General features: G+C 47.5%; 9 protein-coding genes. 6 read left to right on the top strand and 3 right to left on the bottom strand.

All coding sequences use genetic code 11. The features are described from left to right. Positions 1-226 precede the first annotated feature (226 nt). The 3 genes from RWY97_RS07690 to RWY97_RS07680 are packed head-to-tail and all read left to right on the top strand — an operon-like array spanning position 227 to position 1,763. Positions 227-880, top strand: a complete 654-nt coding sequence (locus RWY97_RS07690; RefSeq protein ID WP_315566465.1) for a DUF6249 domain-containing protein — start codon at positions 227-229, stop codon at positions 878-880. Positions 881-889: 9 nt separating this feature from the next. Continuing rightward, positions 890-1,429: an RNA polymerase sigma factor gene (locus RWY97_RS07685; protein WP_024991814.1), complete on the top strand. Its 540-nt coding sequence runs from the start codon at positions 890-892 to the stop codon at positions 1,427-1,429. Further along, a complete protein-coding gene (locus tag RWY97_RS07680) occupies positions 1,413-1,763 on the top strand; it encodes a DUF5056 domain-containing protein (RefSeq protein ID WP_315566463.1) in 351 nt (116 codons plus the stop codon). The genes RWY97_RS07685 and RWY97_RS07680 overlap by 17 nt, the downstream gene beginning before the upstream one ends. 148 nt (positions 1,764-1,911) lie before the next feature. Here the strand turns inward: RWY97_RS07680 and porE are convergent, their stop codons facing one another. Beyond that, entirely contained in the window at positions 1,912-3,978 is a 2,067-nt protein-coding gene (porE, locus tag RWY97_RS07675) for a PorE family type IX secretion system protein (RefSeq protein ID WP_315566462.1), read from the bottom strand. Positions 3,979-4,066: 88 nt separating this feature from the next. On the opposite strand from porE, the gene RWY97_RS07670 reads away from it, so the two are divergent. Further along, positions 4,067-4,588 carry a GNAT family N-acetyltransferase gene (locus tag RWY97_RS07670; RefSeq protein WP_390883284.1) on the top strand — a complete coding sequence of 174 codons (522 nt, stop codon included), beginning with the start codon at positions 4,067-4,069 and terminating at the stop codon, positions 4,586-4,588. Here RWY97_RS07670 and RWY97_RS07665 read toward each other — a convergent pair. After that, a complete protein-coding gene (locus RWY97_RS07665) occupies positions 4,560-4,781 on the bottom strand; it encodes a winged helix-turn-helix domain-containing protein (protein ID WP_024991810.1) in 222 nt (73 codons plus the stop codon). The two genes, RWY97_RS07670 and RWY97_RS07665, sit on opposite strands and share 29 nt — an antisense overlap. Positions 4,782-5,630: 849 nt before the next feature. Here RWY97_RS07665 and clpB point away from each other — a divergent pair. Continuing rightward, positions 5,631-8,219 (top strand): ATP-dependent chaperone ClpB, encoded by a 2,589-nt coding sequence (gene clpB, locus RWY97_RS07660; RefSeq protein ID WP_315566460.1) that lies wholly within the window; start codon positions 5,631-5,633, stop codon positions 8,217-8,219. A gap of 273 nt (positions 8,220-8,492) precedes the next feature. On the opposite strand, the gene RWY97_RS07655 is transcribed toward clpB, so the two are convergent. After that, positions 8,493-10,670, bottom strand: coding sequence for a M6 family metalloprotease domain-containing protein (locus tag RWY97_RS07655; protein WP_315566458.1), 2,178 nt, complete (start codon positions 10,668-10,670; stop codon positions 8,493-8,495). A 206-nt stretch (positions 10,671-10,876) separates the two neighbouring features. Here RWY97_RS07655 and RWY97_RS07650 point away from each other — a divergent pair, with 206 nt between their 5' ends. Beyond that, positions 10,877-12,859 (top strand): OPT family oligopeptide transporter, encoded by a 1,983-nt coding sequence (locus RWY97_RS07650; protein ID WP_315566456.1) that lies wholly within the window; start codon positions 10,877-10,879, stop codon positions 12,857-12,859. The last annotated feature ends 213 nt before the right edge of the window (positions 12,860-13,072 follow it).

Genomic DNA, 13,072 nt, shown 5'->3' with positions numbered 1-13,072 from the left:
TTTTTCTTGTAACTTTGCAACTAATGAAGTACTTGTTGCGTCAAATGAACAGAAATTCAGAAGTTAACGAGCTGACAAGTTAACAAGTTGACAAGGCGGGGAATCAGTTGACAAGGAGAAAACGAAGCTCTCATTCACTCGTTTACTGGTTTACTCATCAACTAAAACAAAGTTCTCGTTCATTCGTTTACTTGTCCACTGGTCTACTAAAACAAAAAAATAGAATATGAAAAAGTCATTGATAGCATTGGCACTGATGCTGACTTTCAGTGCATTGGCAATAAATGCGGTACCCAAACACCGCCATCATCCACAGAAAACAGCCGTTACCACGATGGCCGATTCAAGTTCGACAGGTGTCGAAGCCTATTCGGACAGCACGGCACTGGCCGAGACAGAGCACGATATCGGCTTTGAACAAGAAGACGAACGGGATTATAACCCAAACTATTCTGACGACAGCGACAACCCGATCGAGTATTGGAGCGACCACGTGGGATGGAATTTCGGCGGCACCTTATTGGCTATTGTTATCGTAGTTATGATCTTTCTGTTCCTGATGTCGCCTGTCATTATTATCCTATTCATCATCAGGTATCTTATCAAACGCCACAACGACCGAGTGATTTTAGCCCAAAAAGCGATGGAAACAGGGCAGCCCGTACCTGCCGATGTTGCTCCCTCGCCTAAGAGAACGAATGAAGACCTGTGGCGAAAAGGCATAAACAATGCTGCCATCGGCGTGGGATTGATGCTGATGTTTTGGTGGATGGGCACCAAAGAGGTTGCTGGTGTTGGGGCGCTTGTGCTGTGTATGGGTATCGGTCAGATATTTATCGCCCGAACATCAGGCAGAAAACGTGATCACGACGAATTTTAATCGCAGGCCGTGGATAAGCTGAATGACATCTCTTTCGTTACGCAGGTGACGGTATTTCACAACAAAAAGGCTTTCAACGAGCTGGTTGTGAAGTACCAGTCGCCTATACGTCGGTTCTTTATGAACCAGACTTCGGGAGACGTTCAGCTGAGCGACGACCTCGCGCAAGACACTTTCGTCAAGGCATATACGCATATCGGGCAGTTCAAAGGGCTCTCGGGATTCAGCACTTGGCTCTATCGCATTGCCTATAATGTGCTTTACGACTATACGCGCAGCCGTAAACTGACGGGCGACTTAGATACACCCGCCGTGTCGCGACGCAATGCCGAGACTGCTGACAGCAATCTGCGAATGGATATTTACGATGCAATGGCCATACTGACTGCCGCCGAACGTACTTGTATCACCCTACAATTGATGGAAGGACAACCCATAGATAAGATCTCAGAGATAACGGGTATGGCCCAAGGAACGGTAAAGTCGCACCTCTCTCGGGGTAAACAGCGACTTGCCACTTATTTAAAGGAGAATGGATATGATGGATAATGATGAGAAATTAATAGCTAAATTCTTTGCTGAAAACAAGCAGGAGTTTGTCGATAACGGCTTTTCCGAACGCGTAATGCAGCGTTTGCCGGCACAGGAAGCAGTCCTGTTGAATCGTATTTGGACGTTGCTCTGTGTAGCGGTAGGTGTCGTTTTCATTGCGTTGACAGGTGGATTGGCTTGCATTCAGACCATCTTACACAATATTTTGGGCGATTTCATCGGCCAATTTGCCTCTGTCGATCTGCACAACGTGTCGCCGTTGATAGCAGTTGTGTTCTTCCTCACACTGCTTTCCGTAGCCGGTTACAATGCAATTGAAAGCGAACAGTGAAAGAAAATTATTTAGATTTCTTTCTCAATAAGAAACAAATAAACGCCGATTTACGAACTGATATTCCCAAATTGTGTACCTATCAGTTCGCAAATCGACATTTTCTATCATAGAAAAAGACATATCTCAACAAGTTATCTACTTTCCGTCAATCAAAGATAACATTGACTTTTTCCTCTTTATGCGACTTTTCGACAGATCGTTGAGATTGCGATTGCGGTTTCAGGTGCCCTTCTTCGTCGAATAGTCCGTACGTTGTGCGAAGGACGATAAATTCTGTTCGACGGTTGAGTTGGTTGCAAATATCCTGTTGCTGTTCGTTTTGCGACTTGACAAATGCCTCCGTCAACACATCATCAACCCTCAACCACGGATAAGTTTCAGTCAATTTAGAGCGCACGCGCTTAGGTTTCTCCTTGCCATAACCCACTGGTGTGAGGCGAGCACGCGCAATCCCGTGAGCCACCAAATAGTCGACTACGGTCTCAGCACGCCGTTGCGAGAGTTGTTTATTATACTCGGCACTGCCTTTGTAGTCGCAATGCGCACTGAGTTCGATGGTCACGTGCGGATTCTCTTGCAACAAACCGACCAGCTCATCCAATGCTCGCGCCGACTCAGGACGCAGCGTTGCCTTGTCGAAATCATAGAAAATATTATCGATCAAGACCGGAGCCGTGATCGAAGCAAGCGGAAATTGCAATACGTATTCTTTGGATTCGCTTACCGAATCGGCTCGAAACGCTTCCTGATGATTCAAAAATCCTTTGCAGGTTGCCAGCAAAAGATAGTCTACCCCGGGACTGATCACACGACTGAAAGAGCCGTCTCCTTTGACGTGCAACCGCTCATTGGTACCATCGTTACCCACGATATAAACCTGTGCAGCAGGCAGTTCGTAGCCGTCTCGTTCGTAAACCCAGCCTTTCAACGTCTGAATTACCTCGGGATATTCAAACGAATAAAGATGATCCCAGCCGTGGGCGTCGCTCCGATTAGATGAAAAGAAACCGCGATTGTGCACTCCTTCAAATGTCATTCCGAAGTCATCGCCCTGCGAATTGAGCGGAACGCCGGGATGTTCTACCGTATATCGCCCGCCACTGTCGACCTTTGCGATGAAAATATCAAGCCCGCCGAAACCAGGATGGCCGTCGGACGAGAAATAAAGGTCGCCGTTCGGCCGAAACGTCGGAAACTCTTCATTGCCCGAAGTATTGATAGGCGCGCCGAGATTTTCCGCTCCACCGAGCCCCGTTGCAGTCAACCGGACACGCCAAAGATCCAATCCGCCGAGTCCGCCGGGCATATCCGACGTGAAATACAACCACTCGCCGTCGGGCGAAACAGCCGGATGCGCATAGCTCGAAAGTGTATCCCGACTGATAACCAACTCTGTTGCCTTGCCCCAAACAGCATCAGCACGGGCCGACTGCACGATTTTTGCATAACGGGGAACCGTAGGGCTCGTCGTACATTGTGTGAGATACATCGTCCGTTGATCGACAGAAAACGTGCAAGCACCCTCATCCGACGGTGTATTCACTCCCCCGTCAACAGGCCGCGGCTTGCTCCATACACCCCGATCATCCTTTTCCGAAACGAAAATATCGCCCTCCTTAGTACCCGTAATTCCGCTGAACTCCGTACCCGAAGCCTCACTACGCGTAGAAGTGAAATACAATCGGTCATAGCTATCACCGCCAAACACGGGTGAATAATCAGCCCGACGCGAATTAAGCACATCCATCCGCCGAACGGTATATCGTGAACCTGCCTTGCGCCAGATGGGCGATTGCCCGGCCGAAAGCAGTCCGTTACGAGCCAATTCATTATCAGACAGCGAGTCGAGCACATTCCCGAACACCTCGGCAGCCTCTCGATACAAGCCATTTTTCAGCAGTTGGCGAGCAAACAACAGTCGGTCTTCCGCCGAAATATTTCCGAATCGAACAGCATTGCGATACGCTGCTACAGCTTTCGGCGCCATATTGATGCGCACATAACAGCCGGCCAGTTTCAAGGCAATCATTCCCCGCTCGGCCCGCTGCTTCACAGGCGTTTTTGAATAAGCACGCTTGAACTGGTCGGCAGCATCGAAATATTCACCCAAAGCCAGGTATCTGTCGCCCTTTCGGACATTCCGCTCGGATCCGCAGGCCAGAATCACGATCAGAATTACCGCGATCAGCACACCGCTTCGAATGAATTTCATTGTCGTTTTATTATACATATTATTATATGACAACGTTTTCGGATGTGATTTATTTTGTAATTTTGCATCCAACCAACATAAAATGATGATGCAAATCAGAAATGCCGAAACGGCAGATCGAAACACATTGCACTGCATCTATGCCTATGCACGGGAGCAGATGGCAATGAACGGAAACGCAAATCAATGGATTGCGGGCTACCCTTCGGATGAGTTGATTGACGAAGACATTACTCAAGGGCACAGCTATGTATGTTTGGCAGACGACGAACACATTGCAGGCGTCTTTTGCTGGTGGGTGGGCGAAGAGCCGACTTATACCGAAATATACGACGGGAAATGGCTCGACGACGAGCCTTACGGCGTGATTCATCGCATCGCATCAGATGGAACCGTGCACGGACTGATGAATTTCTGCTTGCAATGGTGTATGGAGCGCTATCCCAATATCCGCATCGACACACATAAAGATAACCGGATTATGCAACATCTGTTACAAAAATCCGGTTTCACTTATTGCGGAATCATCCGCACACACAATGGAACGCCACGACTGGCTTACCAGAAACGCGGCGCAAATATTAACCGAAAGCAAACTCAACATTATTGATTGATACCAGCAATGCACCGTCTTTTCTTCGGATTATCACCTTATTTTCACGGGCAAGCCATCCCACTGCGAGGCTGATATTATCAAAACTCTGCCCTAAGTCGAGGCACATCTTGTTGATATCTGCCTCACCTCTGTCTTTCAAGTAGCGCCACACTCTACCTGCATTAAAACCAATTACTGCCTTTTCCATAATAAGAATGTTTTAAGTTAGACATCAGTTAGAATACAAGTCGGCCCCTATCAGCTTGCATCTTTCGATACAAATATAATAAAAATCAGTAACATTGACACCATTCAGTACCATATTTAATGTTTTTTTGCGTATAAAAATGTGCTCTATCAACCTTTCTGCCTGTTGGTTTTATAGCAGGTCAGATGGTCCTTGGAATCTGCTCTGATAAAGGATGTCATTTGTCCGAAATCCGACAAACATCCAGTCACCTTGCAACTAACCGTTAATCGGCGTGCAACTAACCATTAATCGCACTACGTTTAACCGTTAATTATAAGCTGATTAACGGTTAATTAGAGCATAGACCGTATTTTCCTGAAAATCAACAATATACAAATCAAAATTCCGTAAATGATGAATAATTTAAAAAGTCAATAATCATTCTATTGCGATTTTACACCAAATATCAATGGTCAACGTACAAATAAAACTCAGCAAAGAATGAATCAGCTAAAATTTCAACGATACTCCTATTGTCTTTTCACACCAATCCACGACCGTTACCACTCCGTCAAAACGCATCAGGCAATTATCCGCATAGCGGATTACCCTTTACTTTATGGAAGTGATATTGATTTCATACTCTATTTACGGTGGATTCGCGTCGCAAATCAATATTTTCATCATCCAAAAGTTCATTTTAGACACCTCTTCTCTCCCCCTTTTGGAGAAAGGACGGAGATAAAGCCGCCCTTTATTTACGTCATTCTGTCTCTTTTATCTGCCTATTTGTCACCTTGTTTTATATAGGCACGTCTTTTGGAATTTATTTAACAGAAAACAAAAATAAGAAGAAAGGAGAAAGATATGACATTTGACAAATTTACAATCAAAGCACAAGAGGCGGTTCAGGAGGCTGTAAATACAGCACAAAGAGCTGGTCAGCAGACCATCGAACCCGTCCACCTGCTACAAGGAATCATTGCCAAGGCTAAGGATATCACCGCCTATCTCTTTCAGAAATTAGGTGTCAACGGTGCCCAAATCGAAACACTCGTCGAGCAGGAGATTCAACATCTGCCGCGTGTTGAGGGTGGTCAACCTTACCTCAGTAATGAAACGAACACAATTTTGACTCGTGCACAGGACATTTCGCAGCAACTGGGCGACGAATTCGTGTCTGTCGAACCGATGTTATTGGCTCTGCTGGCAATCAATTCCACGGCGAGCCGTATTCTGAAAGATGCAGGTTGCACGGAAAAAGAGATGCGTGCGGCTATTAACGAACTGCGCCAAGGGCAACAGGTAAAATCGCAAAGCGGCGACGAGAACTATCAGTCGCTTGAGAAATATGCCAAGAACTTAGTGGCAGATGCCCGCGCCGGCAAGCTCGATCCCGTTATCGGACGCGACGACGAGATTCGTCGCGTATTGCAGATTCTGTCTCGCCGTACCAAGAATAACCCGATATTAATAGGTGAACCGGGGACGGGTAAGACGGCAATCGTGGAAGGTCTGGCCGAAAGAATCGTTCGCGGTGATGTACCCGAGAACTTAAAGGATAAGCAACTCTACTCACTCGATATGGGTGCGTTGGTTGCCGGCGCTAAATATAAAGGTGAATTCGAAGAGCGACTCAAAAGCGTGATCAAGGAAGTAACCAACAGCGAGGGCCGAATTATCCTCTTTATCGATGAGATTCACACTCTCGTGGGAGCCGGCGGCGGCGAAGGTGCAATGGATGCAGCCAACATTCTGAAGCCGGCTTTAGCTCGCGGAGAACTCCGGGCGATTGGTGCGACGACGCTGAATGAGTACCAGAAGTATTTTGAAAAGGACAAAGCGCTGGAGCGTCGGTTCCAAACCGTGATGGTAGACGAGCCCTCCGAGACAGACGCTATCAGTATTCTGCGCGGCTTAAAGGAAAGGTACGAGAACCATCACAAGGTACGTATTCAAGACGATGCGTGTATCGCGGCCGTAAAACTATCTGAACGCTACATCTCCGACCGCTTCCTACCCGACAAAGCCATCGACTTGATGGATGAAGCAGCCGCCAAACTGCGGATGGAACGCGACTCGGTGCCTGAGGAATTGGATGAGATTACACGCAAGTTGAAACAATTGGAGATTGAACGAGAGGCTATTAAGCGGGAAAATGACGAACCGAAAATAAAGCAACTGGATCAAGAAATTGCCGAGTTACGTGATCAGGAGAAGACATTCCGCGCCAAATGGGAAGGCGAGAAGGCACTGGTAAACAAGATTCAGCAGGATAAACAAGATATAGAAAACCTGAAATTCGAGGCTGAACGCGCCGAACGCGAAGGCAATTACGAACGTGTAGCCGAGATTCGTTACGGAAAATTGAAATCGCTGCAAGACGACATCGACAGCATCCAACTGCAACTCAAAGCCACGCAGGGCAGCGAAGCGATGGTGCGCGAAGAAGTGACGGCCGATGATATTGCCGAAGTGGTGAGTCGATGGACCGGTATTCCCGTGACCAAGATGTTGCAAAGCGAGCGCGATAAACTGTTGCATTTGGAAACGGAGTTGCATCGACGCGTCATCGGTCAGGACGAAGCGATTACTGCTGTGAGTGATGCCGTGCGCCGTTCGCGGGCCGGACTACAAGACCCTAAGCGCCCGATAGCCTCGTTTATCTTCCTGGGTACCACTGGGGTAGGCAAAACAGAGTTGGCAAAGGCGCTTGCCGATTATCTTTTCAACGACGAAACGATGATGACACGCATCGATATGAGCGAGTATCAAGAGAAATTCAGTGTGTCGAGACTCATCGGTGCGCCTCCGGGTTACGTCGGTTACGACGAGGGCGGACAGCTTACCGAAGCCGTAAGACGCAAACCTTACAGCGTTGTTTTATTCGATGAGATCGAGAAAGCACATCCCGATGTGTTCAATATTCTGCTGCAAGTGCTTGATGATGGTCGTCTGACGGATAACAAAGGACGCACAGTGAACTTCAAAAACACCATCATCATTATGACATCCAACCTCGGCAGTCAATTCATCCAGCAGCAGTTCGAGAAGCTCGACGACACCACTCGCGATCAACTTATCGACGAAACACGCAGCCAAGTGATGGAAATGCTGAAGAAGACGATTCGCCCCGAGTTCTTAAACCGTATCGACGAAACGATTATGTTTTTGCCGTTGAGCAAGAAAGAGATTGCCGATGTCGTGAAACTACAAATAAACGCCATTAGGAAGATACTCGAACCGCAGGGCTTCCGACTTGAAGTAACCGACGCAGCCATTCAATATCTCGCAGAGGTTGGCTACAACCCCGAGTTCGGTGCACGGCCCGTGAAACGTGCCATCCAACGTTACGTGCTCAACGATTTGTCTAAAAAGATCCTCGCAAGCGAGGTTTCCAACGATAAACCCATCACCATTGATTCGTTCGGAAACAGCCTCGTCTTCCGTAATTAATGATTCGGTAATAGTAAAAGACACAGCTCTGACCTCGTAGTCAAGGCTGTGTCTTTTTCCATTTAGTATGATTCCATCAGACAAAGAACCCTAAACACGGCTAATCCATTAAACACAAAATATATGAAACAAAACTAACAATGCATTTACGTGCCCTCTACGAAAGAAACAGAAAACAAAGAAACTGCACTCGGAAAGGTAAGAAGATAAATTACGAATATAGAATTTAGGATAACGAATTACCTTATTATTAAAGTAATTCGTAATTTCTTGTTAATTAGTAATTCGTAATTTCTTCCCACTTCTGATGTATATACCGGTCTTCAAGACAGAAGGATCTGTGCCGAGATAACGTCCATCAAGACTGAAAATACGGTGATCTGATGACGATGAGGTGTGACCAGTAACGCGGTTGATACCTGTCGCCTCAGTGCGAAGAACCAAGAACTCGTCTAAGAAGAAGCGTCTGCCTGCCGGTGTAATGCTTACCTGAATGGTGCCCGACCCAGAAACCGTGGCCGAACAGATAGTCCATTGGTGAGGAGACAGGTCGAACGATGTTGCAGAGAGTGTCACACCTTCACCGATGATACTCAAATCCACCGACTTAGTTTCGGTATTCCACGGGGCCACTTTAAATGTAATGACAGTTCCGTCTTTCACAGTGAAAGCAGGAGTAACCACTGTTCCGAGCGCTTTTCCTGTTCCGCACTTCGCGCATTGGTTTGCACCATAAGCCGAAGCATATGGGAATGACCAACCTTCATTATCCGTGCGAAGACTGCTCCGGCCTGCAATCGTTCCGCTCCAAACACCGTCATTGCCACCCACTCCTTTGCAACGGTCGAACGACTCATAGAAAATCGTATCACCTTTAGCCTCGAGCGATCCTGCAGAATCTGTCGAAATAAAGCGAAAGGCGACACTTCCATCACCATTTTGTACAATTCCTTTGACGGCTTTATTCATTAATCTTGTACCCGAAGCATTGGCGTTGAACAGGCGAGCTGACGGTTTCGAGGTATTGCAAAGGCTGTCGTTACCGGCGCAAGGATATGCATCCGTAGACTCGGTCATCTTCATATAGCCCCCTTGCGCTGCACTCCAATAACGGGAATCATCATCATTATCGGCGTGAAAAATGGTCAATCGCTGGTGACTATTGCTGAAATCCGTGGTGTATCCGTCATTCTGTCGAAATCTACCGACAGCATTCACAACATTATTTACCCACGCCGTTACATCATAATCTACGTGTAGCACAAGCAATCCACGACCAGGTAGGGCTGCATCCCACGCTGTCGGCTGCCGATTCTCCAATAGATAGAATTCGTCTCGATGGTTATCGTTGTAGATAATGTATGCATTGCCGCCGTTACTCAATGCTTCCATAGCCGTCACCGAAACATCATCGGTCAGCGTTTTGGGCGTAAGCCATCCGCAAAACATTTTTTCATAACTTGTATATCCGGCCGGAATGAAACCGCCCTGATTATAACAGCCGCTGCTCATCAAGTCCCAACTGCCCATTCCATAGTGTCCTTTGCCACCCGTGTCATAGAAATCGGGCAATCCCAAACAATGCGTGAACTCGTGACAGATGGTTCCGATACCGTCGATTCCATTAAATCCGAGCTCGCTGCTGCACGCATAAGTATTCACGGTAACGCCATCTATTCTCACGGTTTTTCCGTAATCAGATGCTGACAAAGTCCATTTGTGCGGCCAAATCGTGTTGGCATCATCCCAAGAAGCCTCACCGTGACCGGCGTAGAGAACAAAAACTTGCTCCACTTCGCCGTCTCCGTCCCAATCATAGTCGGCAAAATTCACTGAATCAGCAGCCAAAAGGCAGGCTCGAGCTATCATTTCACCAGCATGTTCGTCGTTATTTCGGCCATAATAAGCATACTTCTCAGGCAATCGGACGGGCCCTACAATATCGAATTTCAAATCGAACAAACCACCGCTCTGTGCCTTGAAATAGTCCGAAACACTACCTTTGAATCCGTCGGACGAAGTAAATCCTTCCTCATTGGCAATACGGAGATACAGCGGTTTGTCGTGTGCCGCCTGAAAAGGCTTGTCTTTAAACTCAGCCAAAATAATCAAACCGCGCTTCTTTCCAGTATAAGCAGTTCGGCTCTTGGGTAATCTTGCCGCTCCGTGCCGCATCTGTCGACCTGTCCCCAAACGACGGACAGCAGTACGACTCATCGTCTCCGATATCGCACCGTCTACGGCACGATAAACAGAATCGCCGTCACTCTGCATATAACAAATGCCGTCTGCGGCACGCCAATAGTGCAAATATTCGTCTCCACACAACTCAACTCGTACCCGACTACCGTCTGCCAATCGAATAATCTTCCATATTCCGCGTTGCGCAGGGACAGCTTCGGCTGCCGACACAACCATTATTAACACCCATAATAAGATTTGTTTTTTCATCGGTATGTATGTATTTAAATTTTCACAAAGGTAACTTTTTCATTTATTTCACGCAAATTAAAACACAGAAATCAATCCAATCAACAGCAATTTCCCATTTTCCCCTCTCGTGTCAACTCTCGAACGACAAATAATCACATCTCTTTTTCTGATTTAATCAAATATTTCCGTTATCTTTGCATCCATAAACAACCAACAAAATCCATATGAAAGAACAAGAGAAAGAGGCGGTGCAACTGCCCGAAAACGCATTCAGAGAATTGGAAAAAGGAGAAGAATACGAACCGATAATGAGTCCACAACAGACTTACCCGGAAGTAAACGGATGGTCGGTTACGTGGGGAATCCTGATGGCTATGCTATTCTCGGCCGCCGCTGCATATCTGGGACTGAAAGTGGGACAAGTATTTGAGGCCGCCATACCTATCGCCATCATTGCCGTGGGCGTTTCGACAGCTGCCCATCGGTCACGAGCCTTAGGCGAGAACGTTATCATTCAGAGCATCGGTGCTTGTTCGGGGGCCGTTGTGGCAGGTGCAATCTTCACGCTACCAGCCATTTATATCCTGCAAGCCAAGTATCCGGATATGAGCGCTTCGTTCTTGAAAATCTTCATATCTTCACTTTTAGGCGGAGTCATCGGAATCCTTTTCCTGATTCCTTTTCGCAAATTCTTCGTCAGCGATATGCACGGCAAGTACCCATTTCCCGAGGCAACGGCCACCACGCAGGTATTAGTGAGCGGTGCCAAAGGCGGCAGTCAGGCCAAGCCTCTGCTCCTTGCAGGACTCGTCGGCGGGCTTTACGACTTCATCATCGCTACATTCGGATTGTGGAATGAGAATTTTACGACACGCGTCGTGGGCTTAGGACAAATACTGGCGGACAAAGCCAAACTGGTGTTTAAGGTCAACACAGGAGCCGCAGTGTTAGGATTGGGCTACATCATCGGACTGAAATACGCGCTGTATATCTGTCTCGGATCACTCACTGTGTGGTGGTTGATCGTACCGGGAATGTCTATTCTGTATCACGATGAGGTGCTCAGCCTTTGGGATCCGAGCATAACAACGGCTGTCGGAGCGATGTCTCCCGAACAAATCTTCGCTGCTTACGGCAAGAGTATCGGTATCGGAGGCATCGCAATGGCCGGAATCATCGGCATTATCAAGTCGTGGGGCATCATCAAAGGGGCTGTTTCACTGGCAGGGAAAGAGCTGCGCGGTGGTAGCGACGAAACCAAACAACAAGTACGTACACAACGCGATATCTCTTTTAAACTCATTGCCATCGGATCAGGAACGGCACTTCTCATCACCTTTCTTTTCTTCTGGTTCGGCGTAATGGATAACCTACTCTTCGCTCTTGTGGGTATTCTGCTTGTCACAGTAATTGCATTCCTATTCACTACGGTTGCAGCCAACGCCATAGCCATTGTCGGCTCCAATCCAGTTTCGGGTATGACGCTGATGACTTTGATTTTAGCATCGGTCGTAATGGTAGCCGTCGGACTGAAGGGTCCGGGCGGAATGGTAGCCGCTTTGATTATGGGCGGCGTGGTATGTACGGCTCTTTCAATGGCAGGTTCATTCATTACAGACCTCAAAATCGGTTATTGGCTCGGCACCACACCGCGAAAACAAGAGACGTGGAAGTTTCTCGGCACGCTGGTTTCCGCTGCCACGGTGGGTGGTGTAATGATGTTGCTCAACGAAACTTATGGTTTCACCAGCGGACAGTTGGCTGCACCGCAGGCTAATGCAATGGCAGCAGTCATCGATCCGCTGATGAACGGTGTCGGCGCCCCGTGGATCCTCTATGCCATCGGTGCTGTGATTGCCATCGTTCTCACGTGGTGCAGAATCCCGGCATTGGCTTTTGCGCTTGGAATGTTCATTCCCTTGCAACTGAACATTCCGCTGCTTGTAGGTGGTGCAGTCAATTGGTTTGTCACAACTCGCTCTAAAAACGAAGCAGAAAACAAGGCACGCAACGAGAAAGGCACACTCATTGCCAGCGGATTTATTGCCGGCGGCGCCTTGATGGGAGTTGTAAGTGCACTACTGCGGTTTGCCGGTGTTAACTTGATCAACAATGCGTGGTTAGCCGACCCGCTGTCAGAACTCTGCGCGCTCGGCGCTTATCTTCTGCTGATAGTTTATTTCATCAGAGCCACAAGACCTCGATAAATCTCCTATCCAAATAGAAATACAAGGTTTACAGACATAAGAACAAAAGGACATAAGGGCCTATCGGCACCACCGATAAATTCTGCCCTTTTGTCCTTTTGTTTTAATCGGTTTTCAATTAACTGTTAATCATACGGCGAAAAGCCGTTAAACGGAACGCAACTAATCAACGAAAATGAAGAAATATCGAAGTTGGTGTAAACTGACTGATAA

The organism is Hoylesella pleuritidis (assembly GCF_963541955.1).
In the GTDB taxonomy this organism is placed as follows: domain Bacteria; phylum Bacteroidota; class Bacteroidia; order Bacteroidales; family Bacteroidaceae; genus Prevotella; species Prevotella pleuritidis.
Note: the sequence above shows the minus strand (reverse complement) of the source record. Positions and strands in the feature narration are given on the sequence as shown.

Coding starts and splice junctions, on each gene's coding strand:
- porE (WP_315566462.1), bottom strand. CDS start 3,978: ATGAAATTCATTCGAAGCGGTGTGCTGATCGCGGTAATTCTGATCGTG.
- RWY97_RS07670 (WP_390883284.1), top strand. CDS start 4,067: ATGCAAATCAGAAATGCCGAAACGGCAGATCGAAACACATTGCACTGC.
- RWY97_RS07655 (WP_315566458.1), bottom strand. CDS start 10,670: ATGAAAAAACAAATCTTATTATGGGTGTTAATAATGGTTGTGTCGGCA.
- RWY97_RS07650 (WP_315566456.1), top strand. CDS start 10,877: ATGAAAGAACAAGAGAAAGAGGCGGTGCAACTGCCCGAAAACGCATTC.
- RWY97_RS07680 (WP_315566463.1), top strand. CDS start 1,413: ATGGATATGATGGATAATGATGAGAAATTAATAGCTAAATTCTTTGCT.
- RWY97_RS07690 (WP_315566465.1), top strand. CDS start 227: ATGAAAAAGTCATTGATAGCATTGGCACTGATGCTGACTTTCAGTGCA.
- clpB (WP_315566460.1), top strand. CDS start 5,631: ATGACATTTGACAAATTTACAATCAAAGCACAAGAGGCGGTTCAGGAG.
- RWY97_RS07665 (WP_024991810.1), bottom strand. CDS start 4,781: ATGGAAAAGGCAGTAATTGGTTTTAATGCAGGTAGAGTGTGGCGCTAC.